We start from the raw sequence: 25,231 nt of genomic DNA on the forward strand, positions 1-25,231 counted from the left end.
GTCCGCGGACTACATCGCCAGGGACTGTTCGCCTGCCGGGCAGGGGGCCATTGCGCCGGCCGCGGATGCCGGTGCGATTGCGAAGAACAATGGCAAAGCCACTAGTACACCCATGGCCAGCGCTGCCACAGCGGTCCTTCCGGTGCCAAGGGGCCGAACCGGTGAAATGAGCCGTCTGACTCGGTTGAGGGCTGACTCTCCGCCTGCGCCAAGGGCCGCCACGGGAGTCACTCCATGCTCGGCCAGGCGCACCAGTGCGGTTGCTACCGTGGTCCGGTCGCTGTGACGGACGGCGTTGTCATCGGCCAGCATCTCAACGAGCCGGCCCAGCTCCGTTCGGGCGATACGGAAGGCTGCGACCCGGGGGAACGCGTGCTGGAGGGCATCGGCCGCCGCGAGGATCAGGTCGTGGCGTCCTCGCAGGTGCGCCCGCTCGTGGGCCAGGACCGCGAGGAGCTGACTATGATCCAGGGCGGACAGGGCCGCACTGGTTAGAACGACCTGGCGGGCGCGGCCGGGTAAACAGTATGCGGCGGCGGCAGGGTGCTCGACGACGAGCGCATCGTAGCGGAGGTGGGGTCGCGCAATCAGGGCCAGGGCGTCCAGTTGGGCCTTCCTGGTGCGGGCCGCGAGCGTTCTATCCGAGACGACGCAATAGACGACGCGGGCGAGTATGGCCAGCGCGGCGGCGGCCCCGGTGGCGCTGACGATGGCGCCGCCGGGAGTGGAGTATTGCGCAACGATGGTCATGGCACAGGTCCGGATAAACTCGGCGAGGTCAGTGGTCCAGGGAATCGCGGGGACAGCCAGACTCAGGCCGGCGAGCACCACCGCGGAAACAAGGGAGACGCTGAGCGCCTGCCACGCAGCGATTCCGATTCGCGGGGACCGCTCGAGCCAGGAGGTCCGGCTTAGCAGGGCTGGTCCCAGTAAGGCCAGGGCCACGGCAAAGACCGTCAAAACAGCTGGCGCCGTCATGGCGCTGTGCTTTTGCGACCCTGAAGGTGGTCGTCCAGCGCAAGGCGAAGGCTGGCGACTTCCTCGGGCGGTATGTGTTCGAGGAAGTGCAAAAGCGTCACCGCCGTGTCCGCGCCTCCGGCAAGTACCTCGCCCATGAACGCAGCGGTGTGTTGCTCACGAGTCTGAGCCGCTCCGTAGAGGTAGGCCCGGCCATCCTTCTCCCTGGTCAGCATGCCTTTGCGGCGTAGATTGTCCATCACTGTCATCACCGTTGTGTAGGCGAGTGTGCGTTCGCGCTGTAGGTCTTCCAACACCTCGCGGACGGCGACCGGGCGCGCCCAGGACCAGATGCGGTCCATCACCAGCTGCTCCAGCGTGCCGAGTGGTCGAACCATGGATGGCTCCCTTCTGCGCTCCGGTTGAACCGAAATCCCCCAGTCAACTATCTTTCATAGTACTGCACGGTCCCCGATGCGCTTCCCGCGGGCACTGTGCCGATCAGCCTTGGACGCCGCCGGAGCAGGGTGCGCCGGGTTCGGGCGTCTGCGGGCCCTGCAGATAGGCCTGCAGGAACACCGGCAGGCGGGGGTCATCCGCACCGTCCAGTTGCAGTTGTTTCCCCCAGGCGCTTGCGATCACTGGGGCGGGAAGGTCGGGATACGGGCTCAATAGCTCGTACGGGTTGGCCGCCGCAGCCGTGGTCAGGGCATCAATCTGGTCTTGCGGCAGATCGGATCGGTAGGTGATCCAGACCGCGCCATGCTCGAGCGAGTGCACGGCCCGCCAGGTGTCTACTGGCTGCGTATAAACTCCACAGTTTGTCAAATCGGCTGCATGATCTCCGCCGACAGGGGGAAGCGCGGGAAACGAAACCTCGTTGGCCACGTGGTCTCGGCTTAGCCCGTCGAAGCTCTTCACGCCGCTGATGGGCTTGTCTGCCGCTGCGCTGACTGCATCCTTGCTTTGTTGGCTAACGATGAACACGGTGGTGACTGTTGCCACGAGGGCAATAGCGACGACGGCGCTGGTGCCGTAGATCCAGAGGCTCCGACGCCGCTCGCCCTTTTTCATTTCTGCTCGGGCGGCCGCAACGATCGCCTGCCGGTCTGCCCTGTTTTGTTTGCTCGAGGTTCCCATTCGGACGCTGCTTTCTAGTTCTGTCTGTTGTTGTGGTGAGCGGTCAGGCTGGAATGGCTTGGTTCTGCGGCCCCGGGGCTTCGCGACAGGTGGCGCAGCAGCTTTTTCTCCGAAAGGCGCCCGTAGCTGAACATGACCCCGTCAATCAGGACTCCTGGGGCAAAGGCTATGCCGTATCGTACCGCGAGGCCCCGCCCCTCGTCGGTACCCAGCCCGATCTCCTGAACCTCAAAGGAATGGTCCCGGGACAGGCGGGAGAGCACCAGCTTGGCTTGTTCACAGGACGGGCAGGAGGCCTGGGTCAGGATGGTGATTCTCATCATGAGTCGGCCCGGGCTGTTTTCATCTGCGCGAGGATCTGGTCAATGGGCACATACATCGTGTAGTTCGGCGGCCCACCGTAGTCGGCCCGCCACTGAATTTCCCCCGTGGGCCCCACCAGGATGAAGCTGTGTCCGTTGCGAGAATCGCCCATCATGCCGTACTTGTTGGTCTGATAGGTCAGGGAGACATCCAGCCGGGTGTCGGCCAAGGCGACCGCGGTCAGATTGTCGTCGGCCATCTTCTGGGCGATCAAGTCCACCGGTCCGCTGGTGATGGTGAGGAGCTGATCAATACCGGCGGACTCGAACTGAGCCTGGGCGGACTCCAAGTCGCGGATTTGGTCCCAGCACGGCTGGCATCCGATGCCTTCATGAAAGAAGAGTAGAACCGATTTGCCGCGGTAGTCACTCAGATTAACGGTTCCGCCGGCCGTGGAAGGCAGAGAGAAGGCGGGCGCCTCGATACCCGGGCCAGGTGCTCCGACCGCGTAGCTGACGGGGGCTGCGGCTTCGTTCGCCGTGGGATTCGTGGTCTGAGTGAGTAAAGAGACGAGGAAAGTCGCTGCCACCGCCACGACGCCGATTACGATCACCGCCCGCCGCACCAGGGTGCGTTTGGCGCGTGGCTGCGGGCGCTGCTTATTCGCTGACGCCATTACTCTGACTCCTCTGCCTGCATGGTACTGGACTCCTTGGTTGATCTGGTCGACGCGAGTGCTTCAGGTGAAGTCTCGAGCTTTGTGTGTTCCGTGGTGCAGGAGGCGCAGGACTCTGTCTCGGCGGCGTCTGATGTTTGCGAGCCTGAGCGCCTTCGGCTGCCCACGGCCTTCCAGACCAGAACGCCCAGGGCGGCGAACACGGCAAGGGTCGAAATCCACCCGGGCACGAAGGATAGGAACTGTTGAATGACGGCGGCCCAGTGTCCCAGTGCAGCCGCTAGCCCAACCTGCCAACCATCCGGCGACATTCCGGGTCCCTGCACGGCCAGGACGACGGTGATCACGCCCATGGCGATCATCAGCCCACCCGAGAGCAGTGTGCCCAATGGCAACCGCCACCGGGCTCCGGGCCCGATCGGGACGGTCGTGGACGAGAGCAGGCGGCTGGCCCCCCAGTTTTTCCGATCCCAGACCAGCGCCAAAACACATAACGGAGCCACCATCCCGAATACGTATGCCACGCCCACCGCAACTGCGGCCGGGACGGATGAGGCGGCGCCGGAGAGCGCCGCCACGCCGGCCAGAACCGGTGCGCAGCACGCGCTGGCGGCACCAGAGAACACTCCGAGACCGTACACAGAGCCGATACCGCTTCCCCCGCCTCGGCCAGACGGCATGGGCAGCATCATCTTCCAGCCCACGAGTGTGGCGATGCCAAGGCCCACCATCGCGAGGCCGACAACACTGAAAATCCCGAAGTGATACTGGAACAAAACGCGGCTGAGGACCGCAGCGCCCAAGGCGATGGGGAGAATGATCGTGCCGACACCGGCTGCGAACACGAGTGTCATCGCCAGGATCTGAGTCCGGCTACGGAAACTGGAAGCAAAAAAGGCCGGCAACATGACTGAGGCGCAACAGGGCGCCATCAAGGCCACAACGCCACCGAGAAACGCCGCCAAGATCGCTGTTGAAAGCAAAACCTGCCCCATGACCCAGCTCCAATCAACACGTGCCGGGCCAACCCCGAACTACTACCATTCATAGTATTTCAATTAAGCTGAGGGTTTCCTCTGCCCGGGGGTTGTCCGCCTCGAATTCGAACGTCACCGGAATGGGACGGATGAGCGCGGAACCTGACGGTGAGACCGGTTAGATCGGGAGCACAAACCCGCCGATCAGTGCTTGCATGCTATAGATCCACAACGTCCACACCCCGCTGGCCATGAGTACCCCGATCAGGATCAGCAAGGAGCCGCCAACCCTGTTGACCGCGCGAATGTGGCGTTTCAACCAGGCAATCGCGCTGGCCATCCAGTTGAAGCCAAGGGCGACCAACACAAACGGGATACCGAGTCCCAAGCAGTAGAACAGGCCCAACAGGGCTCCGCGCCACGGGGATCCCGTGCCGAGGCTGAGCAGTGAAATGGCCGTCAGGGTCGGCCCAAGGCAGGGCGTCCAGCCCACGCCGAAGACCAGACCGAGAAGTGGCGCACCAGCCAACCCGGTGGCCGGCGCGAAACGGGGTTTCACCGTGCGTTGGAACGGGGAGAAGGCGCCGATGAACGCAAGTCCCATAATGATCACGACAATTCCGAGAGCGCGAGTGATCGGATCTTGCCAGCGCACCAGCCAGTATCCTGCCGCTCCGAAAGCGGCGCCATACGAGATGAACACGACCGAGAAGCCCAGGACGAACAGGCCGACGCCGGTCAGGAGGCGCCGCCGGGTATGGGCGCCGCCTTGACCGGCCATGCCGCCGACGTAGGCCAGGTATCCGGGGACCAAGGGCAGCACGCAGGGGGACGCGAAGGATACGAGGCCAGCCAGCACGGCTATGGGGATTGCGACCAGCACCTGCCCGCTGAGGACGATTTGGGCGAAGTCTTCACCCATGGCTGCTCCTCGTCGCCGCGCTCACCTGTGTCCGGTGGCGTCGCTGGTCGGAGCGTCGGCTGCGTTCGTGGATGCGGAAGTCGGCGGAAGTCCCGTGACCGGTCGGTGAAGCGAGCTCCGTTGCCGGCCGGGCAGGTACGGGCTTGGTTCCGATACGGTGTGGCGGCGGGATTGGACGATGATCAGGATGAGGCCGACGAGTGCGACTGCCGCCGCTGTGATCATGTTGATCTTGAAGCCGAGAAGTTCAAACTCCGTCGGGTCGAGCCTGAAGGATTCGAACCAGGTGCGGCCCACCCCGTAGATGATCAGGTACAGGCCGAGGGTCTTGCCCCAGCGGAGGTTGTACTGACGTTCGGCGAGCAGGACGATGATGACGCCGACCAGGTTCCACAGAATCTCGTAAAGGAATAGGGGGTGAAAGAGCGTCTCCGCAGGCAATCCGGTCGGGAACGCCGGCTGGGACGGGTTGATCTGCAGGCCCCACGGGAGCGTGGTGGGGGTGCCGAAGAGTTCTTGATTGAAGTAATTGCCGAGGCGCCCGAACGACTGCGCGAGAAGCATGCCGGGGGCGAGGGCGTCGGCGAAGGATAGGAATCGCAATCCTGCTCGACGGCAGGCAAGGTACGCTCCGAGGCCGCCGAAGAGGATGGCGCCGAAGATCGCCAGCCCGCCCTCCCATACGTAGAGCGTCTTCCACAGGTCCGCTCCGGGAAAGAAGTAGTCGGTTGGATGCGTGACCACGTGATAAAGCCGTCCGCCGATGATGCCGAGCGGGACGGCCCACAGCGTGATGTCGAGGACGATCCCGGGCTCTCCGCCGCGGCGGGTGAGTCGCCGGGAGGTCAGGATCACGGCGACCACGATGCCGGTGAGGATGAACAGGGCATAGAAGTGAATCTGGAACGGCCCGACCTGGAAGGAGCTGATGTCGGGGCTGGGGATGCTGGTGAGAATGGTCATGGGCGGAGCGTGCTTTCCTGGGTCTGGCGCGGGCCGCGGGCGCTCTTGTGCCGCCGTGAAATGGTCATTTGTCTGGCTCGAGTGCGGTCTTGATCAGCGCATCGAGGACGCCGGGGTCGGGGATCCGGCCGAGTATCCGGGCGGACACCCGGCCCTTCGTGTCGAGGACGATTGTGGTCGGAACGGCGTTCGGGGCGACCGTTCCGCTGAAGGCGAGTTGCATGGAGCCCGTGTCTGCGTCGATGACAGACGGGTATGTGATGCCGTAGGTCGTTGCGAACCCGGTTGCCGTGCTGAGCTGGTCCCGGATGTTCACTCCAAGGAAGCTGACACCCTGGTCCTGATACTTGGTCCAGAGCGACTGAAGGTCGGGGGCTTCGGCCCGGCAGGGTGCGCAGCCGGCGTACCAGAAATTCAGGACCAGGACTCGTCCTCGGTAGTCTGCGGGCGTCGTTGTGGCACCGGACTCAAGGGTGCCGGTGAAGTCGACGGGCGCCAGTCGATTCGCCGATGTGATCTCGGTGACTGATCCGTCGCCGGCGATGTAGTTCTTGTTGCTGCCGGCCCGGTATTGGGCTGCGAGCGAATCACTCGTGCAGGCGCTCAGCAGTATCGCGGCGGCCATCACGGTAGTGACTGTTCCGGCGATCCGGGTTCTCCGCCTGCGGTCAGCCAAGGGTGATCCCTCGCATGCTCATGAATGGAGCCGGGTTGATTCGGGCGCCATCGACTCGAGTCTCGAAGTGCAGATGGCATCCGCTGGAGGCCCCGGTCGTGCCCACGAGGGCGATTGTCTCGCCGGCGGCAACCTGCTGGCCATTGCTGACGAGGATCTGGCTGTTGTGTGCGTAGCCGGTTTGAATGCCGTTGCCGTGGTCGATGAGGACCCAGTTGCCGTAGCTGCCGAGATACCCGGCGTAAATGACCGTGCCCCCGGTCGCGGCAGATACCGCTCGGCCGCACCCAGCAGCGATATCGGTCCCGTAATGAAAGGCGCCGACTCCGGCGACGGGTCTGGAGGGACGCGGGCCGAAGGAGTCGCTGATCCAGCCAGACACGGGAAGCGCCCAGCCTTGCTCGCTGAGCTGACCGACGTCGAGATCAGATCCTCCGCCGCCACCCCCGGAAGCAGCGGCAGCGGCAGCGGCAGCCGCCGCAGCCGCAGCCGCCGCCGCCGCTTCGGCTGCTCGGCGCACTTCCTCACCCTTGGCGTAGTCGGCTTCCGTGGCAGCGCGATTCTCACTGAGGACCGCGAGTTGCGCCTGGAGAGTGCCTGCGTTCAGCTCCTGTTCCGCGAGCTTCGCCTCCAATGCGGCGCTGGCCGCGATGGCCTCGCTCAGGGCCGTTTCCGCCTTCCTGGCCAAGGCGCCAAGCGCCTTCTTCGCCAGCTTCGCCTGGTCGGTCAACGCGGTCGCGGAGTTCCGGTCCGCTGCTGCCCTGTCATAGATCGTGCTTGAGCGCTCGGTGAGCTTGCTCATGGCGCCAAGCTGGTAGAGCAGGGCGTTGGAGTCTTCGCCCTGGAGAAAGATAGTCATCGAGAGATCGGAGGCACCCGCACGGGCCAGCGTTGCAGCCAATCGACCGGCCTGTTGCTGGGAGAGGCTGGCGCGCTGGGTGGCGTCATCGGCTTGGCTCTGGAGAGTGCTGGCACGGTAGGTGGCTTCGTCGAATGCGCCCTGTGCGTGCTCGTATTCAACACCGCGTCGAGCGGCCAGATCCCTGGCCGTCGCCACCTCGGTGGCCAACCCTGCGATCAGGTCCTTGAGTGCGGTGATTTGAATTTGTTTCGATGTCTCGCTGGAACGCGCGGTCTCGACATCTGACCACGACGGATACTCGCCGGCTGCCGCCGGGGACGTCACGCCGATCACGGCTACCAGCGAAAGCGTGGCGACCATCGTTCCGGCCCATTTCGCGACGAACGGGCGTTTGGGCGATTGCGGGTGGCATTTAGTTTGCGCCATTGGGAAGTACTCTCTCTGTGATCCAGGGCTATGGATCCGTCGGTTGGCGTTGGCGTTGTTCGGCCGCGCTCAGGAGGCGACGGTATGTGCCAGGAGGGGCTCAGCGAGGTAGTCGTCGCGGGCGGGAACGAGCGGGGCCCCGTGTGGCGACGAGTCCTACAGGGTCGCGAGGATGTCTTTCATGACACCGATCTCATCGGTCTGGCTTGTCACGATGTTCGACGCCATGGCCTTCGCGTCAACGTTTTGACCCTCATCCAGTTCCAGCTGCGCCATCACGACGGCACCCTCGTGGTGGACGATCATCTGGTTCAGGTAGAGCCTGCCGGCATCCGCACCGGACGCATTGGCGAGAGCCATCATGTCGTCGGCGGACATCATGCCGTCCGATCCGTCGCCCATACCCGACATTCCGTCCATGCCCTGGGTGCTGGTCTCGTCGGTGCCCCAGTCGGTGAGCCAGGCCTTGAGCTGCTTGATTTCCGGCTGCTGGGCAGCCTTGATCTGCGTGGCGAGGTCGAGAATGCGCTGGTCGATGCCGTCTTTGGCCAGAATGTCATCGCTCATCTCGACGGCTTGTTCGTGGTGGGGAATCATCATCTGCGCAAAAGTCACATCAGCCGGTGCGAAAGCGGCGGAGGCGGCTTTAGTGCTCGATGACTCGGATGAGGCGTTCGGGGCTGTCCCGTTGGTGCAGGCGCTGAGGGTGAGCACCGCAGCGAGGGCCGCTCCCGTGAGCAGATAGGTACGTGATGTCAACATTGTTCTTCCATTCATAGTCAGACCCAGGAAACCGGAGCGCCGAGTGGCGCACAAAATCCGCGCGGCCAGTCACAGCCACGGGAGGGTTTCGGTCTAAATGCGACAAATGGAGAGGACGGTCAGGCTCGGGCGGTAGATATCGAGTGTCGGGCCGCTGAGCAGACGAACGATGTGTCCGCCTGCGTCGAGCAGCCGCCGATACAGGGCCGGCAACCAGGCAAGCATGATCAGCGAAGCGAGTACGAGCACGATGGTGCAGGTGATCGCGAGGATTGCACAGTCCAGAATGCAGTCAGGGCAGCCGAGCACCCCCAGGCCGGTGTGTGCGGCAACGGCGACAGCAGCGACAGCGACAGCAGCGACGACGGGCTCGACACCCACATGGGGTCTTTGGCCGGACGCGACTACAGTTCCGCCTGACTCATGCGCGGCATGCGTTGAGTTCATGGCGAGCAAACCGAACAAGATCGCGGCCATGGCGATCAGGGCGACAAACGTCGACCAGAGGGCAGGCTTCCGGAGGTGTGCCGCGCGTGTGGTGCGATCGACCTTCATGTCACCTCCGGGTTCATGGCTGTCGCGGTCAGTTCCTTCGATACCCCCCTACAGTATCGACTTTCACGCGCCGCTACCTGTGAAACGCATAGCAGCAGATCACGGCGCACGCGGGTCAGGTCGCTGGCCTCGATCGCGACGTCCGTTCCGGATCCCATCGCGATGCCGAGGTCGGCGGTGGCCAGTGCGACGGCGTCGTTCACATCCGATTGAGTTTATTCTCGATCCGGACCGCGGCAGGAGGCGCAGGTCATCCCGCCGACGAGAAGATCGACCTGCTCCCACTCAGGGTGTCGCCGTGACCAGTACGTATCCTGCCTCATCGATGGCGGCGGCCACCGCGGCCGGGTCGAGCGGTCCGGCGCTGGAAACGGACACCAGCGAGACGCCGCCAGGGACGAGCTGTACATCCACAGTTTCGGCCCCCACGACCTGACCCACCTCGGCCGTCACACTCTTCACGCAGTGCGCGCAGGTCATTCCCGACACCTGGAAAGTGGTGGTCAACCCGCTGGACTCGGCAATGCGCTCGGATTTGTGCGCGTGTGACTCGCAAGAGCACGAAGCGTCGGTAAGGCCAAGGTCCTTGTGATTCAACGTCGACATAGTATTCACGATTCCTTTCGTTCCGGCGATCGAAGCGACCGTCGGGAAGTACCCCAGGGGTAGCTTTACCCTATACCCCTAGGGGGTACTCGGTCAAAATGAGCCGAATGCACGTGACCACCCAATATGCCGTGCCGATGGATACCGCCGGGGGGTATAATCATGTCAGGGCCCTGCCGCTGATGAGCAGGCCCTGCAATCGCGCGGGGCAGACAAGATCGGGACAAAGACAGCAATGAGTGATTCGAACGACGAGGCGGCGACAACAACCCACGCCGGCCCCCACGGCTACATCTCTAACAAGGATGCCTATTTGAAGCGCCTTCGCCGCATCGAAGGACAGGCCCGTGGCCTGCAAGGGATGGTCGCAGACGAAAAGTACTGCATCGACATCCTGACGCAAATATCGGCCATGACGAGCGCCCTCCAGTCCGTGGCACTGGGCTTGCTAGACGACCATATGAGCCACTGTGTTGTAGCCGCTGTCGCAGCTGGCGGTGAAGAAGGGAACGCCAAGATCAGGGAAGCCTCGACCGCAATCGCGCGACTGGTTCGCTCATAGGCTCGCTACAGGTGACCTTCCCGCACTCGACCTGAGCGTTCGCGTCATGCGCGAAGTCATCACTGAATGGGCGTGGGGCCGGCAGTCAGTTCGGGTTGGCCATTGACAGCAGTCCCGGCGGTGCCGCCGAGCTGCCGGGACTGACCCGACGAGTACTCGGAGGGCACGAGGCCGAGGAACGAGCCGATGTGATTGCCGGTAAACCGGTGCCAGTCGGTGATCTCGACCGCGAGGGCGAGCCCGGTCAGCGGCGCGATACGGCGCAGGCAGCCGAGCTCGTCCACCATCGGCGTGAATTGCGAATCCACCGCCATCAGCTCGATCGCCTTGTCCAGGCGGTCCCGGCGGTTTGCACAACGGCCTCGTAGTTCGCGTCGAGCGCCGTCTGGAAAGCGAGATCGCCGTCGCGGCGACGATCTCGTCGAGCTTGAGCAACCGTGCCGGAAGCCTTGAGTTTCCTGGACTTTGCGGTGGGCTGTTTGCGGAACCCACCAGGGCGCGGATCGCGAGGGAGGGAACACGAGCGTCGTTTTCCTCCACGCCTCACAGCTTTTCCCTCCGCTGTTGAGTGCGAGCTGTGAAATCTCCATGATCACAGCCCCGCCGGAATCAAGCGGCGGGGCTCGTTCGTGATCGAGAATCGCCACCCACGATGACGCTGCCAGCGTCAAACAACGCGACTGGCGACACCATTTTGGCCGGATTCACCTAACTGCCGGAGAGCGAGACTCCCGCCTCCGCCGCAAGCGCCCTGATCAAGGCCGACGCGTTCTGCTCTGACCACCCAGCATCGACCGCAGCATCCACGTAGTGAGCTGCCGCGGAAACACTGGGCACAGCCACCCCGAGGCCCGACGCGAAGTCCTGGATGAGGCGACTGTCCTTCTGCATCAGCTTGAGGGCGAATGACGGCGAGTAGTCGTCGGCGAGCACAGCAGGTCCGACGCCATCAAAAATGGGTGAACGGAAGTCCGTGACTTTGAGTACCTGAAGCACCTTGTAGAGGTCCAGACCGGCCCGGGCGGCCAGCGTGAGCGACTCACCCAGGGCGAGGAGCTGCGATGCGACAATGAGATTGCCCACGAGCTTCATCCGAATGCCTGATCCACCTGGGCCCATGAGGTGAACGGTCTCGCTGATCGGCTCCAGCACGCTCAGAGCGTCGTCGAAAGTGCCAGCGTCTCCGCCGACCACAATCCACAGCCCTCCGGTGTCGGCCTCACCGCGCGAGCCGAACACAGGAGCATCGAGAAAGCGAACACCCTTCGCCTCGAGTGCCTCGCGCTCAGCCGCACTTGCCTCAGGGCTGATCGTTGACAGGTCGATCACGATCGAACTGCTGTCGACGACGGATGCGAGACCTCCCTCGGCAAGCACCACAGCGTGAACTGCCGCGTCGTCACTGAGGCAGTACATGACAACGTCTGCACCCTTCACTGCGAGAGCGATGCTGGACGCAGAGGTTGCACCCGCGGCGACTGCCGCTTCGACCGGAGCCTCTGACCGGTTCCAAACAGTGACTTGGTGCCCCGCGGCCTGCAGGTTCTTCACCATGCCGAGGCCCATGGTGCCAAGGCCGAGGAATGCGATTTGTGTCATCATTTCTGTTCTCCTGTTTGGGATGACGCCACCGGCACGTTCGCCGACTTCCACGACTGTAAGAACCTCAGGAACGCGGTTGCGCCCGGATCCTGCAGCCCTATGCTGCGCTCCTGTAGCCACGACGCCCTGCCACGCCGGGACTGGAGCTCCTTCGACGTAATGACTCCCAGCTCGGCAGCGCTGATCGCCGAGTCGAGCGCGTTCACACCTGGATTCGCGTCAAGCAGTGCCTCCGCTGCCGGGAACATTGCGTCAAGTATTGTCTTGTCGCCGATCTGTGACTTGCCTCGCTGGCTGATCGACTCTGCCGCTGCGAGAGCGAATCGTCCGATCTGATCGCCCGCTACGGATGGCGAATCGCCCCAGACGCGCGAACCCGCGAGCAGCGCGCCGGCGACCAGCGCCGCCATGGTGGACGGGTTCGCGTTCGCGAACGCCTTGGCGCACGCCAACACGACCTCCGCTGGAGTAGCGCTCTCTGCAAGGGCGTCCAACGCCTCGACGACAGCGGCTGCTCCCAAGGAGACTGTGATGCCAAGGTCGCCGTCTCCGAGTGCCTGGTCAAGATCTCCGAGTTCCTCCGAGTGGGTGGTGAACTCGCGGAGGCACTTACGAATCGCAATGCTTAGTTCGTTTCCATTCATTACTGGCTCACGCTTCCTTGAAGAACGGGGATTCGGCAGGCGCGTTGATGAGGGCAAGCCGCTCGTCATTCAGCGCAAGTATCGAGATGGATGCTCCGGCCATTTCAAGGCTCGTCGCGTACTCCCCGACATAGTTCTTGTCGATCGTTATTCCCTTCTCGGCGAGTAGTTGGTGCACTCGCCGGAAGAGGAGGTAGAGCTCCTCGAGCGGAGTCGCCCCCATGCCGTTGACGAGCACAGCAACGCGGTCACCCGATCCGATACCGAGATCGGCTAGAAGGCGTTCGGTGAGACGTTCCGCAATCCGGTCCGCCGTCTCCAGGGCGCCGCGATGGAATCCTGGCTCACCGTGGATGCCGATCCCCACCTCCATTTCACCGTCACCGAGTTCGAAGCTCGGCTTGCCGGTTGTGGGCAGGATCGTCGGCGAAAGGCCGATTCCCATGGTGGCGGTGTTGTCAATGATGTCCTCCGCCACGGCGGCGACCTGCTCGAGCGAATCGCCGCGCTCTGCAGCAGCTCCGGCCGCCTTGAAGGCAAACATGATCCCGGCAACACCGCGGCGGTCTGCGGAGCGTTCCTTGGGCTGACTCGCCACATCGTCTCGGCCGACAGCGGTCATGGTGGGAATTCCCTCAAGCTCGGCCATGTCGGCCGCGAGATCGAAGTTGAAGACGTCGCCACCGTAGTTGCCGTATAGGTAGAGAACGCCGGCGCCTCCGCTCACGGCTTTGGTCGCTTCCAGCACCTGACCAGACGAAGGGGACGAAAAGACGTTGCCAATGGCCACGCCGTCGCACAGTCCTCGCCCAACATATCCCTTGAACAACGGGAGGTGCCCGGATCCGCCGCCCGTGACAATGCCGACCTTGCCCACGACAGGAGCATCGGCTCGTACCAACACTCGCCGATCATCCGCGGCGGTTTTAAGGAGGTCGGGATGAGCCAACAGGATCCCCTCGACGAACTCGTCCACGAACATGGTTGGCTCGTTAATGATCTTTTTCATGTTTCTTGGTCCTTTTCCAGATCAGGGTCGGAGGAGGGCGGCCTCGGTAGGCGAGGCCTCGGAGGGGAGCTGCGGGTCGAGCTTCTTCGGTCGTTTCGTTCGCGATGACGACACCGAGTCGAAAATCATCACTGTGATCAAGATCACACCTTGCGCGATGGCGTACTCATACGACGAGAGCCGAATTGCGGTGAACCCGCTCGAGACAACCTGCAGCGTGAGAGTCGCGAGCACGACGCCGAAAACCGACGCAAAGCCCCCGGTGGGGTTCGTGCCTCCAAGCACTGCGATGACAATCACCAGGAGAACATACGACGAGCCGTAGTCAGCGGATGCAGTGGGGTTTCGTGCCAGAAACAGCACGCCCGCGAGACCGGCCAGCAGCCCGCCAACGGTGTACGTCTTCAGGAGCACCGCACGTCGCGGAATCGCCGAGTACTGCGCCGCCACCGGGTTAGCGCCCTCCAGCTGGATCATTCGGCCCAACGCCGTGCGATTTACGAGGATGGCGACCAGGACGGCAACGACCAGGAAGATGATGAAGAGCAGAGGAACGTTGGCAACGGCCGCCTGGCCGATTGCGCCAAGCATCGCCGGTGCGCCGTAGAGGGTCGATCCCCCCGTCCACACGATCGCGATCCCGTTGTAGATCTGCATTGTGGCGAGGGTCGCCAAGATCGGCGTGATCCCCACCACGCTCACAAGGAAACCATTGAACGCGCCACCAAGCATGCCCACCGCTATTCCGGCGAGCACGATGACGACTCCAAGGTTGTTTGCGAGATCCGGATCGGTTGTCGCTATCGCGGTGTGCAAAGTCGAGATGGTAATTGCGGAGAAATTGGCGATCGCCACGAGTGACAGGTCGATTCCTCCGGTGAGCATGACGACCATCATCGCGATTGCGATGATGCCGATCTCGGGCGCAGCGACAGCAATGTTCTGGAGGTTGATCGGGCTCAGAAAAACCCTTGGGTTGAGGATTGCGAACAGGGTAACTGCAAGAAGCAATGCGACAACCATGCGGCCTGCACCACGATTGGCACCCGGTCGGCGTACGAACTGTCTCGTCCAACTTCCGAGCTGATGGTTGAACTGTCGCAGCGAATTCGCGTTCGTTTGGGACACCTCGTTACGCACCTTCGTATCGGGGCTCATGATCCCACCTTCTGTTCGTGCTGCTGCGCACTGTCGAGGTCCTCGATCACACGCATCCGCCGGGAGTCCCTGCGGGCGGCAATGGCCTGAATACCGACACCGAGAACGAGCAATACGCCGACCGCGGTACGCAGCCACGCGCTCGGCACTCCCACCAGCAAGAGGCTGTTCTTGATCACCTGCACGAGAAGCACGCCAAGCACGGTGCCGACCACGGAACCGCGACCGCCGAAGATTGACGCACCGCCCAGCACCACTGCGGCGATGATGTCCAGTTCGCCGCCGACAAGATCGCGTGGATTCGCGCTCCGGCTAAGGACGATGTGGATGACTCCCGCGATTGCAGCAAGGGCTCCCACCAACATGTAGACCGACACCTGAGTGCGCTTGACTTGGAAACCGGCTCGCCTCGCAGCCTCTAAATCGCCGCCCATTGCATAGAGTGAGCGGCCGAACATGGTGCGCTTCAAGACCCACGCAACAAGCAGGCACAGCAGCAGGACCGGCACAACCAACAGGTGCAAATATGCCCGACCCGAACTCGTCGTGACGTCGAGCAGGTTGCTGGTGGCTAGGGCAGCCATCGATCCCGGCAGTTCGGCGTAGTAGCTGGCTCCCACATAGGTGTACATCGCTCCGAAGAACACACCTTGGGTGCCGAGCGTCACAATTAGCGTGGGCAGGCTGAACTGAGCGATGACGATGCCGTTGACAAAACCCAGGGATGCGCCAACCCCAATCGCGATCGCGAAGATACCTGGCAGCCCCGGATCAAAGCCGGCATTGAGGCAGAACGACACCGTTGCGTAGCCTGCAAAAATCGCGATGGCGGCAAACGAGACGTCGATCCCGCCCGTGATAACCACGATCAGGACACCAAGAGCAAAGATCACCGGAACAATCGCGCTCCGCAAGATGGAGAAACCAGTATTGAGGGTGAAGAAGGTTGGGTTGGCGATTGACATCGCCACGATCAGCCCAAGCAACACGAGGGCGAGCACGCCCTCGTTGTTTGAGCCTCGCAGTCTGCGCAGGGCAGCCATCAGGCCGACATCCTCTCTTGAATCGTGTCCACTGTGATCTGATCTCCCTCGAGGGTGTGGGTTAGACGTCCCTGCTTGATGACGAGCACGCGGTGGCACGCGGCAACCAGCTCTGGCGCGTCATCCGAAATAACGATCACCGACATTCCCTTGGCCGCTTCCACACGGAGTAATTCGAGAATCTCTTCCTTTGAGCCAATATCCACGCCCACTGTCGGGCCATTGAGCATGAGAACGGTCGGCGCGGTCGCCAGCCACTTCGCAAGAACCACCCGCTGAGCGTTTCCGCCCGAGAGTGTACGAACGGGAGCCTGCGCGTTCGGCGCATTGATCTTCAGGCCCACGAAGTACTGCTTGATTGTGGTGGCGATTCCCGCGCGACTCAGCGTCCCCCACCGAGTTCGGTGCGATTCGAGTGAGGCCGCAACGATGTTGTCGGCGATGGATTTTTCAAGGAAAAGACCCTGTGACAGGCGGTCCTCAGGAACGTATCCAATGCGGGCTGTGACCGCGTCCTGGATCGTGCGAATGGGCACAAGTTTGCCACCGACGCGGATCTCCCCCTCGTCAGCGGGGGTGACGCCAAAGAGCGACTCAGCGATCTCCGTGCGGCCGGAACCCAGGAGGCCCGTCACCCCGAGGATCTCGCCGCGGTGCAGTCCGAATGAAACGTCTCGATATGCGCCCGCGAGGGAGAGTTTGGAAACTTCGAGAGCCAGCGGCGCCGTCAGATCAAGATCGCTCACCACTCGCGATTCATCGACTTCGCGGCCCGTCATGTGGCGCGAAATCGAGCGCTGATCAAACTCGGACGTCGGCCCGCTCACGACCTGCCGGCCGGATCGCATGATGGTGAGGCGCTGGGAGACGGCGAGCACCTCTTCGAGCTTGTGTGACACGAACAACAAGGCGACGCCACGGGCGCGAAGGCGCTCCACGAGGGCGAAAAGCCGGCTCACTTCGGTGTGCGTGAGGGCGGTCGTTGGCTCATCCATGATGATGGCACGCGCATCGTTGACGAGCGCACGGCAGATCGCCGTGAGCTGCTTGTCGGCAACTGACAGGTCGCCGACCTCACGATCGAGATCGAGATCGAGTTCCAATTCCTGCAGAATCGCCTTGGCTTTCGGAAGGACGGAGCCGGGCGAGTAGAGACGTCGCCCGCTCGCCACCTCCGCAGTCAGCACGATGTTCTCAGCCACGGTCAAGTTGGGAAAGAGTGAGAAGTCCTGATAGATGACCTGGATGCCGCCCTGGATGGCAGCGTGGGCATTGATCTGAGCGTGCGAGACACCGTCAATGACGATCTCTCCAGAGTCGGGGCGCTCCGCCCCCGAAATGATCTTGATGAGAGTCGACTTGCCGCAGCCGTTCTCACCCGCGAGGCAGTGAACTTCTCCGGGTATCAGGTCGATGGAAACGTTCACAAGAGCGGGGACTCCGCCGAAACTCTTCGAGATTCCTCGTGCCGAGACGAAAGGTGTTGGCGGCTGGGAGGTGGTCATGGAAGTCATCGGATTACCTTTCCAACTCGAGCATCGGGGCGCGCATCCGGTGGATGCGCGCCCCGAGCCGAACTCGGTTGACTAGAAGTCGTACTCGGCGGCCGTCTTAGCGTCAGCAGCTACCGAGGCAGCTCCAACGAAGACGTTGTCGTATCCCTCCAGCTTCTTGAGCGAGTTGTAGCCATCAACGCCGAGGTCAGTTCCTTCCTCGATAGTGCCACCTTCAGCCAGAATCAGCGCGATAGCGAGCTGCGCCTCACCGGCGAGAGCCGGGTCCCAGAAGAAGATCTTGTCGATGGAGCCATCGGCAAGGTACTGGTTCGCGACTGAGGGGATAGAGGTACCCATCACGCAGACCTGGTCCTCAAGGCCGGCTTCCTGCACGGCACGGGCGATGCCGGGAACGTCGTTTCCTGCGGAGCCTTGGAACCCAGCGATGTTTGGGTACTTCGCCAGCACTTCCTTGGCGCGCTCATATGCGGTGCCCTGATCATCCGTGCTCTCGATCGGAGTCTCAACGCGCGTCATGTCGGGGAAATTCTTGGTCTGGTTCTCGTAAGCCGCGCCGACCCACTCCATGTGCGTCTTTGCCGTGAGTCCGCCAACGAACTGCACGTACTGACCGGTTCCACCCATGCACTGCGCCAGGTTGTCCATGATCTCAGAGCCGTACGACGCGTTGTCGAATGCCTCGATGTCGATGTCGACATTTTCGATGCCGGTCGCCTCGTGCGAGACAACGATGATTCCCTGATCGCGCGCCTGCTTGAGCACCGAAGCGAGAGCCTCGGGCGAGTTGGGTACAACGGTGATTGCTGTGGGCTGCTGCGCAATGAGGTCCTGAACGATCTGAACCTGCTTTTCAGGGCTGACGTCGTCTGCGCCCTCCTGGCGAGCGTCAATACCCGTCCGGTCAGCGAACGACTTGACACCGACGGCCATGCGCTGGAACCACGGAATGGTCTGGGCCTTAACGACCGTCACCATGACCATGTCCTTGGCCGACTTCGTGCTGTTTGGCTCACTTCCGACGCTGCCTATTGATGTACAGCCGGTGAGGGCGAGAGATGCGCCCGCGAGAAGTGCCGTGCCCCGTAGGGTGTGCTTGCGATTCATTCCGTTTACTCCTTTGTGAACGATTCGATTCGTGGCAAGGCCACGATTGCTGCAGCACACCTTGGGATGCGCGCTCTTGGATGAAATTATCTGCAATACGCACAGCATGTCAAGCGATATTGCGCAGATGTTGCGCATTTGTGAGCATGCAGCTGGCGCTGTTGCCGATGAGCGACACGGAGCCGGAGCGTTCTAACGTGCTCCAGTTCCTCGAACAAGAGCCACAGCGCGGCGATAAGGGCGATTCAACCCTAGATATCCTGATCGCCCGAAGGTTATGTGATGCGCACTTTCGCGCATAAACCATTGCAATCGGACTAATGTCGACGCTAGCCTCCAATAAGTAGAGGTATATAGGAGGTAGGCGCGTGTCGCGACAGGCAGAGATCGTTGAAGTTCTCAAGGACGATGGGTTTCAGTCGGTCAACAGTCTCGCCGCGCGCTTCGCGGTGACGGCATCGACGATTCGGCGCGACCTTGAACGACTCGAAGTGATGGAGCTCGTCCAGCGCACTCATGGAGGCGCGATCCCGGTCAAACAATCGGAAACTCCGCACCAATTCAAAGAGGAGTGGCACCTCGCGGAGAAGTCCGCCATCGGCAAAGCGATGGCCGAACGCGTTCTTGAGGGTCAGACGGTATTGCTCGATGGAGGCACTACGACCCTCGAGGTTGCTCGCCACCTAACGAAACGCCGCCTTACCGTGGTCACCAACGACCTTCGCATCGCGATGGAGATCGCTCAGCGACGCTCGGCGCACCTTGTTTTCATTGGTGGAGAGTTACTCCCCGACGTCTACACGACGTGGGGGCCTGCCGCCGTTCTTCAACTCGAAAATTTGCGAGTTGACGTTGCAATTTTCGGTGCAGATACCGTCTGCGAAGACGGAATCTTTCACACGAGCAGCTACGAAGTTGAACTCAAGAGGTTGATGCGTTCCATCGCGAAAGAAGCCTTCTTTGTCGCGGACAGCTCCAAATTCGGCCGCGAGGCGCTCTTCAAGGTTCTCGAGGTAGACGATTTCACTGCCGGAATCACCGATGACCTTCTGGACCCGCTCCGCGCTTCACAATTTCCCATTCCGATCATCCAGGTGGGAACACGCACGTCTTGAAAACGAAACGGGACTGCTGTCGGTTTGATTGACTCCACATGCCGGCGATACAGTTCGCGGGAAGCTACCCGATATCTGGGTTTATATCCGAAGGTTCTTCATCGGTCGACAATCTGGTTTGACCCGAAGTCGCAGCCCACGCCGATCCCGCTCGCGACGTAGCGGATGGTCAGCGAGTACGCACCCTCCGTCGCAGCGGAGTGCTCCAGCGCTACGTCGGCCGGCCGCTGCGAGTAGGTTGCGGTTCACCCCGTTGGCCATCCCGTCCGGGCTGGACGACGAGCGCAGTCGCAGGTGTTGGGCGACTCGCGGGGTGACGATGCCCGCGTCGTCCCCGGTGACGATGGGTTTTAGCGCGTTTGGATTCGGTGTCTGGGTATCGGCGGCGTCAGGCTGACGATGTCCGGATAGACGAATGGCCCGGCGTGGGATCTTGACGGATCACGCCGGGCCGTTCCAGCGCGTAAGGCCGCACTGATGCTCACGGCAAGTGATGATCCTGTTTCTGTCGAGTTGGACCTGCTGGTCGGGCGTGTGGCGTGCCCGGGGTGCGGTGGCCGGTTGCGGCCCTGGGGGTGGGGCCCGGCTCCGTGTCATCCTGGAGGGCTGGGACGCGGACTGGGTCGGCGTGCGGTGTCGACCCAGGCGTGCTCGGTGTGTTGGGTGCGGGGCGACGCATGTGCTGCTTGAGGTGCGGTTGGCCGCACGGAGGGCGGACTCGGCGGCGGTGATCGAGTCGATGATCCTGCACCACCCAATCACCGGCGCAACATGATCCACCGGGCCGCGAGGGCCAGGTCGGCCGCATCGAAATACACGGCCTCAAGCTCCTGCTCCACCGGGTCCTGGACCTGTGAGATGGCCGGAAGCGACTGGAGCGGCGGAAGCGGTGCCGCCTCATCGACATCGAATTTCGCTCGATCTCCCTGTTGGCCGTGCGCGTCATGACCGCATGGTAAAGCCGTTCGCCCATTGATTGTCGGCTCCGGCTTCCGTATCGGGACATCATCATCAGAGAGGTGCAGTGCGCAAACGATCCGGGCTAGTCAACGCGCGGGATTGTCCAGCGCGCGTATTCCGGCTACGGTGCGAGCGGCAGGGCCGGGCACACTCTCGGCACGCTGCGCCACAGCGTGGTTGCACGGTCGATTGTCGGTGTCGCAAGAGGAATCAGGTATGGGGCCATTCGAGAAAGCCGAAATCCTGGCCCTCCTGACGGACGTGCGGCTGTTGCGTCTGGACATTGTCGAGGCTGCGGCAGAGCAGGCGGCGATGATCGATGCCGTCCGGCCGCGGCACCGGTACAGCGCGACCAACCTGGTTCATTATCTGGAGCTGCGCACGCACGACGTGCGGGACCTGCAGGCCCGCCTGTCGCGGTTCGGCCTGTCCTCGCTGGGGAGGACAGAATCCCACGTGCTCGCCAGTATCGACACGCTCCTGCACACCCTGACCCTGCTGGCCGGGTACAACCTCACGGCAACATCGGCAACATCGTTGCCTTCGCCCCCATCGGACATCCCCGACGGCGCGGAGCTCCTCCGGCGCAACGCAGAACGCCTCCTCGGGCCACAACCCGAAGGCCGCAGCACCCGCATCATGGTGACGCTTCCCAGTGAAACCGCGACCGATTCGACCCTCGTCCGGGACCTGCTCGTCCGCGGCATGAGTGTCGCACGGATCAACTGCGCCCACGACGACCCCGAAATCTGGCGCGGAATGATCGCCAACATCCGGGCCGCAGAATCAGCCACCGGAAAACGCTGCCTGATCTCGATGGACCTCGCCGGCCCCAAACTGCGAACCGGCCCCATCCAGCCTGGTCCGCAGGTCCTGCGCGTCAAACCCGTTCGAAACGACATCGGGGTGGTGCTGGCACCCGGATTCGCTTGGCTGGGCATGCCCGAAAATCCGAGTGGCACCCCCACCACGGCACCCCCAACCATCCCCTTGACCGAGAACGGATGGGCCGGCCAGCGCCAAGCCGGCGAGAAGATCCGGCTCACGGACGCTCGCGGCGCCCGGCGCATCCTTACCGTCATTGAGGTATCCGGGAACATGTGTCTGGTCTCGACCCGCCAGACCGTCTACTTCGTTCCAGGAACGGTCCTTTCCGTCGACCCCGGACCCACACCGGGGACCGACGCCCGGGTTGGCACGCTTCCGGCTGTCGAACGGGCGCTGCTGGTGCGACGCGGGGACCGGCTCGTCCTCACCGACGATCTAACGCCTGCCGAGGGCTCCTCCGTTGGGGTGCACCGAATCGGCTGCACCCTTGCCGAGGCACTCACCGATGCCCGGCCCAGCGAACGGGTGCTTTTGGATGACGGCAAAATCGGCGGTGTCATCACCGACGTCACGGCCGAAGGCGTCACCATCGACATCCGATACGCCGGGGCCAACGGCGCAAAACTCCGAGCGGAGAAAGGGATCAACTTCCCTGACACCGCGCTGTCCATCTCCGCCGTCACGGCCGAGGACATCCTCGACCTCGAGTTCATCAGGCCCCACGCGGACATCGTGAACATGTCCTTCGTCCGGAGTGCATCCGACGTGCAGGAGCTAATCCAGCACCTCGACCCGATCGACCACCACACCCTCGACATCGTGCTCAAAATCGAAACTGTCACCGGGTTCGAATCCCTGCCCGAGATCCTCCTCACCGCAATGAGATGGGATGCCGTGGGAGTCATGATCGCCCGCGGCGACCTCGGCGTCGAAACCGGCTTCGAACGCCTGGCCGAAGTCCAGGAGGAAATCCTCTGGCTCTGCGAGGCCGGCCATGTGCCGGTGATCTGGGCAACGCAAGTCCTCGACTCACTCGCCCGCGCTGGCCTGCCGTCCCGGGCAGAGGTCACCGATGCGGCCATGGCCGAACGCGCCGAATGCGTCATGCTCAACAAAGGCCCCTTCATCCCAGAGGCAGTCACCATGCTTGCCGACATCCTCACCCGCATGCAGGGACACACGAACAAGAAGCGGAGCCTTCTCCGTCGGCTCCGAGCCTGGGACCGCGACAACAACGCAACGGGGCAGCCCGCCGAACCGCGTAGTTGACTTTCAACCACCGGATTGATGACGCACGTCCTCGAAGGCCTCATCACCGCCTCACCGCAGTCGACGGTGCGGTAAGACGGTGTCGCACCAACGGTCAACTCAGACCATCAGGCCGGTACCGGGTCCTCCGGAGTCACTCGGCGCAGTTGCGTCAGAGGTGCAGGTCGGTGGCAGATCGTGCGGGGTCACAGGGCGCGAAATGAGATAGCCCTGCACCGCGTCACAACCCAGATCGCGCAACAGCTGAAGTTGGCATGGGCGTTCGACGCCTTCGGCCGTGACCGTGAGTCCGAGGGCGTGCGCGGTGTCGATGACCCCGCCCACGAGCAGGGCATCGGCGGGCGAGGAATCGATGTTGTCGATGAAGGTTTTGTCGATCTTGACCGTCGTCAGCGGCAGGCTGCGGAGCAGGGCGAGGGAAGAGAAGCCGGTGCCGTAGTCGTCCAGGGCGATGCTGATCCCCGCATCCCGGAGCTGTTGAAGTTGTCCGATCGCCCGGGGCAGGTCGGTGATCGCGGCGCCCTCGGTGATCTCGACTTGGATCAGCTCAGGTGCGACGCCATGCCGGACAAGGGCCTCCAGAAGTTCGGGAACGATGGTGCGGGCGGCAAGTTGGAGGGGAGACACGTTGACCGCGACACGGCGCGGGGTTCCCGCAACCACCCAGAGTCTGGCCTGGGCGCAGACCTCGTTGATGATTCTCTGTCCGATCCGGTGGATGTCACCGGACAGCTCCATGATCGGAATGAACTCCGCAGGCGACACCGAACCCAGCACTGGGTCGGTCCAGCGCAGCAGCGCCTCCACGGCTGAGCAGTCGCCGCTGGCCAGGTCCAACTGCGGCTGATAGTGCAGGCTGAATGCGTGAGTCTCGAACGCCTCCGGCAGTCGTCGCCGGATGAGCGCATTCCGCACGATCGGCGCGGCCTCGCCGTGCCCATCGAGACGGGCGACCTGGCGTTTGCCGGCCTGCTTGGCCTTGAGCATTGCCCCGTCCGCGTGGCGCAGCAGCGCATCAAGCCGGCTCAGCTCCTGTTCCGCCGCGACATCACCTGCCATCGCAATCCCGACAGACGCAGACACGTGCAGCAGATGCCCGTCGCAGACGAACGGAACCGTCGCGCCGAGCACGACCCGGTCGGCGATGGCGCGAAGCTGCCCTTCATCCACGTCGACCAGCAACACCGCGAACTCGTCGCCGCCCAGACGGGCGAGGACATCCGTCGGGCGGACGATGTGGCGCAGCCGTTCGGCAAAGCCGACCAGAATCTCGTCCCCGGTCTGGTGACCGAACGTGTCGTTGATGGCTTTGAACCCGTCGAGGTCGATGTAGAGCACCGCGAGGCGGGTCATGTCGCCGGCATCCTCGATTGATGCGACACCACGCTCCTCCAATTGCCGACGGTTGGGCAGCCCGGTCAGCGAATCGTGCAGCGCTGCGTAACGGAAATCCGCCGACAACCGTTCGAAGATCTGGGACACCGACACGACCCGTGGACCATCGTCGGTCAGCACGAGTACGTCACGATAGCGGTTGTCCTCGGGCAACTCCAGGACGCGCTGCGCCGCGGTGGCCAAGGTCATCGCACCGGGCAGGAAGAAGGAGTTCTCCGACACCATCTGCCTGGCCATGGACCGGGCATGCAGGACGCGCCCGTAGCCCAGCCGCCCGGTCAAAGTGAACTCCACCTGTTCCCGGGACAACAGGAAGTACCCGCCGCCGTCCTGCACGACGAGTGAACGAAGCTGACGGTCCGCACGAAACACCCGGTCAATCTCGGTCACCGGCGTTGCTGCGGAGATTATCTGGACGCTCGTTGCCAGGTCCGCCAGACACACGACCCGATTGTCGCGGCCGGGATCAGTGCCAAGAATGGTGCTCATGCCTCATCGATACCCGAGTCAGGCCTGTGGCCCAACTCCCCCCGCCGGAGTTTGCCGACTGTTCAGCCGCCCGACCACCGGCCACCCCTGTGTCACGTCCCGCAGTGATGGAATACATCGACTCCTGGTACAACCGGCGCCGACCCCACTCCGACGACGGAGGGTTGCAACCTGCCGGGGCCCTCGCCGTTCAGCAGCATGCCTATCGGAATTCCCGGTTCGCGAAAGAGCCCGTCAAACCGAATGTGCAATAATCTGCGTATGGATGCAGATACTCAAGGTTGTGGCCGGGAGCCGGACAGCCAATTCGTCGAGCTGGCCGTTGAGGTCTTCGGCATGCTGGCCGATGCCACCAGGGTGCGGATCATTCTTGCCTTGCGCGGCGGTGAGCTGTCCGTGAATCAACTGGCAGAAGCCGTCGACAAGTCGCCGGCGGCCGTCTCTCAACATTTGGCCAAGCTGCGTCTGGCGCGCATGGTAACCACGCGCCATGAAGGAACCCGCGTGTACTACCGCTTGGAAAACGAGCACGCGAGTCAACTCGTGTCGGATGCGATATTCCAGGCGGAGCACTCCCTCGGGGGCACGCCACGCCATCACCACACCCGCAAAGAGGCCAGCGCATGAGCGCACCACACGAGCACTCCCCCGCAGAAAGTCTTCCCGGCGACGCCCACCCGCGTCACCGAGAGCATCGTGAATAGCGTTTCC

Annotated in this window: 27 protein-coding genes; 4 read left to right on the forward strand and 23 right to left on the reverse strand. The window is 62.9% G+C overall.

The window, feature by feature from the left end; genetic code table 11:
• Nucleotides 1-9: 9 nt before the first annotated feature.
• The 14 genes from E3T48_RS06275 to E3T48_RS06340 form a co-directional block, all read right to left on the reverse strand.
• Nucleotides 10-750 (reverse strand): M56 family metallopeptidase, encoded by a 741-nt coding sequence (locus E3T48_RS06275; RefSeq protein WP_198417631.1) that lies wholly within the window; start codon nucleotides 748-750, stop codon nucleotides 10-12.
• Nucleotides 751-974: 224 nt separating this feature from the next.
• Nucleotides 975-1,355 carry a BlaI/MecI/CopY family transcriptional regulator gene (locus E3T48_RS06280; protein WP_134522964.1) on the reverse strand — a complete coding sequence of 127 codons (381 nt, stop codon included), beginning with the start codon at nucleotides 1,353-1,355 and terminating at the stop codon, nucleotides 975-977.
• A 103-nt stretch (nucleotides 1,356-1,458) separates the two neighbouring features.
• Nucleotides 1,459-2,097, reverse strand: a complete 639-nt coding sequence (locus E3T48_RS06285) for a DUF3105 domain-containing protein (RefSeq protein ID WP_134522965.1) — start codon at nucleotides 2,095-2,097, stop codon at nucleotides 1,459-1,461.
• A 14-nt stretch (nucleotides 2,098-2,111) separates the two neighbouring features.
• Entirely contained in the window at nucleotides 2,112-2,420 is a 309-nt protein-coding gene (locus E3T48_RS06290; protein ID WP_134522967.1) for a glutaredoxin family protein, read from the reverse strand.
• Nucleotides 2,417-3,076, reverse strand: a complete 660-nt coding sequence (locus E3T48_RS06295) for a peroxiredoxin family protein (protein ID WP_134522969.1) — start codon at nucleotides 3,074-3,076, stop codon at nucleotides 2,417-2,419. The genes E3T48_RS06290 and E3T48_RS06295 overlap by 4 nt, the downstream gene beginning before the upstream one ends.
• Nucleotides 3,076-4,071: a cytochrome c biogenesis CcdA family protein gene (locus E3T48_RS06300; RefSeq protein WP_134522971.1), complete on the reverse strand. Its 996-nt coding sequence runs from the start codon at nucleotides 4,069-4,071 to the stop codon at nucleotides 3,076-3,078. The genes E3T48_RS06295 and E3T48_RS06300 overlap by 1 nt, the downstream gene beginning before the upstream one ends.
• Nucleotides 4,072-4,231: 160 nt before the next feature.
• On the reverse strand, nucleotides 4,232-4,975 hold the full coding sequence (locus tag E3T48_RS06305) for a cytochrome c biogenesis CcdA family protein (protein WP_134522972.1): 744 nt from the start codon (nucleotides 4,973-4,975) through the stop codon (nucleotides 4,232-4,234).
• Between the two features lie 21 nt (nucleotides 4,976-4,996).
• Complete coding sequence (gene lgt, locus E3T48_RS06310; RefSeq protein ID WP_134522974.1) at nucleotides 4,997-5,938, reverse strand: prolipoprotein diacylglyceryl transferase; 942 nt, start codon at nucleotides 5,936-5,938, stop codon at nucleotides 4,997-4,999.
• Nucleotides 5,939-6,002: 64 nt separating this feature from the next.
• Nucleotides 6,003-6,614, reverse strand: coding sequence for a TlpA family protein disulfide reductase (locus E3T48_RS06315; protein WP_338145224.1), 612 nt, complete (start codon nucleotides 6,612-6,614; stop codon nucleotides 6,003-6,005).
• The gene (locus tag E3T48_RS06320; RefSeq protein ID WP_134522978.1) at nucleotides 6,607-7,902 is read right to left on the reverse strand and encodes a M23 family metallopeptidase; all 1,296 of its coding nucleotides are present in this window, start codon (nucleotides 7,900-7,902) and stop codon (nucleotides 6,607-6,609) included. Before E3T48_RS06320 ends, E3T48_RS06315 begins: the two co-directional genes overlap by 8 nt.
• Before the next feature lie 156 nt (nucleotides 7,903-8,058).
• Nucleotides 8,059-8,616, reverse strand: a complete 558-nt coding sequence (locus E3T48_RS06325) for a DUF305 domain-containing protein (protein WP_241986686.1) — start codon at nucleotides 8,614-8,616, stop codon at nucleotides 8,059-8,061.
• 141 nt (nucleotides 8,617-8,757) lie between these two features.
• The gene (locus tag E3T48_RS06330; protein WP_134522981.1) at nucleotides 8,758-9,219 is read right to left on the reverse strand and encodes a hypothetical protein; all 462 of its coding nucleotides are present in this window, start codon (nucleotides 9,217-9,219) and stop codon (nucleotides 8,758-8,760) included.
• On the reverse strand, nucleotides 9,216-9,422 hold the full coding sequence (locus E3T48_RS06335; RefSeq protein WP_134522983.1) for a hypothetical protein: 207 nt from the start codon (nucleotides 9,420-9,422) through the stop codon (nucleotides 9,216-9,218). Before E3T48_RS06335 ends, E3T48_RS06330 begins: the two co-directional genes overlap by 4 nt.
• Nucleotides 9,423-9,504: 82 nt before the next feature.
• On the reverse strand, nucleotides 9,505-9,726 hold the full coding sequence (locus tag E3T48_RS06340; RefSeq protein ID WP_241986687.1) for a heavy-metal-associated domain-containing protein: 222 nt from the start codon (nucleotides 9,724-9,726) through the stop codon (nucleotides 9,505-9,507).
• 334 nt (nucleotides 9,727-10,060) lie between these two features.
• Here E3T48_RS06340 and E3T48_RS06345 point away from each other — a divergent pair, with 334 nt between their 5' ends.
• On the forward strand, nucleotides 10,061-10,387 hold the full coding sequence (locus E3T48_RS06345) for a metal-sensitive transcriptional regulator (RefSeq protein ID WP_134522986.1): 327 nt from the start codon (nucleotides 10,061-10,063) through the stop codon (nucleotides 10,385-10,387).
• A 59-nt stretch (nucleotides 10,388-10,446) separates the two neighbouring features.
• Here E3T48_RS06345 and E3T48_RS06350 read toward each other — a convergent pair whose 3' ends face one another.
• The 8 genes from E3T48_RS06350 to E3T48_RS06385 all read right to left on the reverse strand — a co-directional run bounded on the left by E3T48_RS06350 (nucleotide 10,447) and on the right by E3T48_RS06385 (nucleotide 18,464).
• Complete coding sequence (locus E3T48_RS06350) at nucleotides 10,447-10,701, reverse strand: transposase (RefSeq protein WP_198417633.1); 255 nt, start codon at nucleotides 10,699-10,701, stop codon at nucleotides 10,447-10,449.
• Between the two features lie 394 nt (nucleotides 10,702-11,095).
• Nucleotides 11,096-12,040, reverse strand: coding sequence for an NAD(P)-dependent oxidoreductase (locus E3T48_RS06355; protein WP_241986688.1), 945 nt, complete (start codon nucleotides 12,038-12,040; stop codon nucleotides 11,096-11,098).
• Nucleotides 11,986-12,633, reverse strand: coding sequence for a DAK2 domain-containing protein (locus E3T48_RS06360; protein ID WP_134522988.1), 648 nt, complete (start codon nucleotides 12,631-12,633; stop codon nucleotides 11,986-11,988). Before E3T48_RS06360 ends, E3T48_RS06355 begins: the two co-directional genes overlap by 55 nt.
• 7 nt (nucleotides 12,634-12,640) lie before the next feature.
• On the reverse strand, nucleotides 12,641-13,642 hold the full coding sequence (locus E3T48_RS06365) for a dihydroxyacetone kinase subunit DhaK (protein ID WP_134522990.1): 1,002 nt from the start codon (nucleotides 13,640-13,642) through the stop codon (nucleotides 12,641-12,643).
• A gap of 21 nt (nucleotides 13,643-13,663) precedes the next feature.
• Complete coding sequence (locus E3T48_RS06370; protein WP_241986689.1) at nucleotides 13,664-14,800, reverse strand: ABC transporter permease; 1,137 nt, start codon at nucleotides 14,798-14,800, stop codon at nucleotides 13,664-13,666.
• Entirely contained in the window at nucleotides 14,797-15,843 is a 1,047-nt protein-coding gene (locus E3T48_RS06375; RefSeq protein ID WP_134522992.1) for an ABC transporter permease, read from the reverse strand. Before E3T48_RS06375 ends, E3T48_RS06370 begins: the two co-directional genes overlap by 4 nt.
• Nucleotides 15,843-17,348, reverse strand: coding sequence for a sugar ABC transporter ATP-binding protein (locus tag E3T48_RS06380; RefSeq protein WP_134522993.1), 1,506 nt, complete (start codon nucleotides 17,346-17,348; stop codon nucleotides 15,843-15,845). The genes E3T48_RS06375 and E3T48_RS06380 overlap by 1 nt, the downstream gene beginning before the upstream one ends.
• A gap of 81 nt (nucleotides 17,349-17,429) precedes the next feature.
• Entirely contained in the window at nucleotides 17,430-18,464 is a 1,035-nt protein-coding gene (locus tag E3T48_RS06385; protein WP_134522995.1) for an autoinducer 2 ABC transporter substrate-binding protein, read from the reverse strand.
• Between the two features lie 368 nt (nucleotides 18,465-18,832).
• On the opposite strand from E3T48_RS06385, the gene E3T48_RS06390 reads away from it, so the two are divergent.
• A complete protein-coding gene (locus E3T48_RS06390) occupies nucleotides 18,833-19,579 on the forward strand; it encodes a DeoR/GlpR family DNA-binding transcription regulator (RefSeq protein ID WP_134522997.1) in 747 nt (248 codons plus the stop codon).
• Between the two features lie 1,176 nt (nucleotides 19,580-20,755).
• Nucleotides 20,756-22,636 (forward strand): pyruvate kinase, encoded by a 1,881-nt coding sequence (locus tag E3T48_RS06395; RefSeq protein WP_134522999.1) that lies wholly within the window; start codon nucleotides 20,756-20,758, stop codon nucleotides 22,634-22,636.
• 99 nt (nucleotides 22,637-22,735) lie between these two features.
• On the opposite strand, the gene E3T48_RS06400 is transcribed toward E3T48_RS06395, so the two are convergent.
• Nucleotides 22,736-24,520 (reverse strand): putative bifunctional diguanylate cyclase/phosphodiesterase, encoded by a 1,785-nt coding sequence (locus E3T48_RS06400; RefSeq protein ID WP_134523001.1) that lies wholly within the window; start codon nucleotides 24,518-24,520, stop codon nucleotides 22,736-22,738.
• A 261-nt stretch (nucleotides 24,521-24,781) separates the two neighbouring features.
• Between E3T48_RS06400 and E3T48_RS06405 the strand changes: the two genes are divergently transcribed.
• Nucleotides 24,782-25,147, forward strand: coding sequence for an ArsR/SmtB family transcription factor (locus tag E3T48_RS06405; protein WP_166789656.1), 366 nt, complete (start codon nucleotides 24,782-24,784; stop codon nucleotides 25,145-25,147).
• Nucleotides 25,148-25,231 lie beyond the last annotated feature (84 nt).

It is taken from the genome of Cryobacterium fucosi, from assembly GCF_004403515.1.
Lineage (GTDB): Bacteria > Actinomycetota > Actinomycetes > Actinomycetales > Microbacteriaceae > Cryobacterium > Cryobacterium fucosi.

What these genes read in the sequence shown, in the direction of transcription:
- E3T48_RS06400 (WP_134523001.1), bottom strand. Translation starts at nt 24,520, where the DNA reads ATGAGCACCATTCTTGGCACTGATCCCGGCCGCGACAATCGGGTCGTG.
- E3T48_RS06365 (WP_134522990.1), bottom strand. Translation starts at nt 13,642, where the DNA reads ATGAAAAAGATCATTAACGAGCCAACCATGTTCGTGGACGAGTTCGTC.
- E3T48_RS06395 (WP_134522999.1), top strand. Translation starts at nt 20,756, where the DNA reads ATGGGGCCATTCGAGAAAGCCGAAATCCTGGCCCTCCTGACGGACGTG.
- E3T48_RS06275 (WP_198417631.1), bottom strand. Translation starts at nt 750, where the DNA reads ATGACCATCGTTGCGCAATACTCCACTCCCGGCGGCGCCATCGTCAGC.
- E3T48_RS06350 (WP_198417633.1), bottom strand. Translation starts at nt 10,701, where the DNA reads ATGGCGGTGGATTCGCAATTCACGCCGATGGTGGACGAGCTCGGCTGC.
- E3T48_RS06295 (WP_134522969.1), bottom strand. Translation starts at nt 3,076, where the DNA reads ATGGCGTCAGCGAATAAGCAGCGCCCGCAGCCACGCGCCAAACGCACC.
- E3T48_RS06305 (WP_134522972.1), bottom strand. Translation starts at nt 4,975, where the DNA reads ATGGGTGAAGACTTCGCCCAAATCGTCCTCAGCGGGCAGGTGCTGGTC.
- E3T48_RS06300 (WP_134522971.1), bottom strand. Translation starts at nt 4,071, where the DNA reads ATGGGGCAGGTTTTGCTTTCAACAGCGATCTTGGCGGCGTTTCTCGGT.
- lgt (WP_134522974.1), bottom strand. Translation starts at nt 5,938, where the DNA reads ATGACCATTCTCACCAGCATCCCCAGCCCCGACATCAGCTCCTTCCAG.
- E3T48_RS06380 (WP_134522993.1), bottom strand. Translation starts at nt 17,348, where the DNA reads ATGACCACCTCCCAGCCGCCAACACCTTTCGTCTCGGCACGAGGAATC.
- E3T48_RS06285 (WP_134522965.1), bottom strand. Translation starts at nt 2,097, where the DNA reads ATGGGAACCTCGAGCAAACAAAACAGGGCAGACCGGCAGGCGATCGTT.
- E3T48_RS06280 (WP_134522964.1), bottom strand. Translation starts at nt 1,355, where the DNA reads ATGGTTCGACCACTCGGCACGCTGGAGCAGCTGGTGATGGACCGCATC.
- E3T48_RS06370 (WP_241986689.1), bottom strand. Translation starts at nt 14,800, where the DNA reads ATGAGCCCCGATACGAAGGTGCGTAACGAGGTGTCCCAAACGAACGCG.
- E3T48_RS06330 (WP_134522981.1), bottom strand. Translation starts at nt 9,219, where the DNA reads ATGAAGGTCGATCGCACCACACGCGCGGCACACCTCCGGAAGCCTGCC.
- E3T48_RS06385 (WP_134522995.1), bottom strand. Translation starts at nt 18,464, where the DNA reads ATGAATCGCAAGCACACCCTACGGGGCACGGCACTTCTCGCGGGCGCA.
- E3T48_RS06320 (WP_134522978.1), bottom strand. Translation starts at nt 7,902, where the DNA reads ATGGCGCAAACTAAATGCCACCCGCAATCGCCCAAACGCCCGTTCGTC.
- E3T48_RS06345 (WP_134522986.1), top strand. Translation starts at nt 10,061, where the DNA reads ATGAGTGATTCGAACGACGAGGCGGCGACAACAACCCACGCCGGCCCC.
- E3T48_RS06405 (WP_166789656.1), top strand. Translation starts at nt 24,782, where the DNA reads ATGGATGCAGATACTCAAGGTTGTGGCCGGGAGCCGGACAGCCAATTC.
- E3T48_RS06375 (WP_134522992.1), bottom strand. Translation starts at nt 15,843, where the DNA reads ATGGCTGCCCTGCGCAGACTGCGAGGCTCAAACAACGAGGGCGTGCTC.
- E3T48_RS06290 (WP_134522967.1), bottom strand. Translation starts at nt 2,420, where the DNA reads ATGATGAGAATCACCATCCTGACCCAGGCCTCCTGCCCGTCCTGTGAA.
- E3T48_RS06360 (WP_134522988.1), bottom strand. Translation starts at nt 12,633, where the DNA reads ATGAATGGAAACGAACTAAGCATTGCGATTCGTAAGTGCCTCCGCGAG.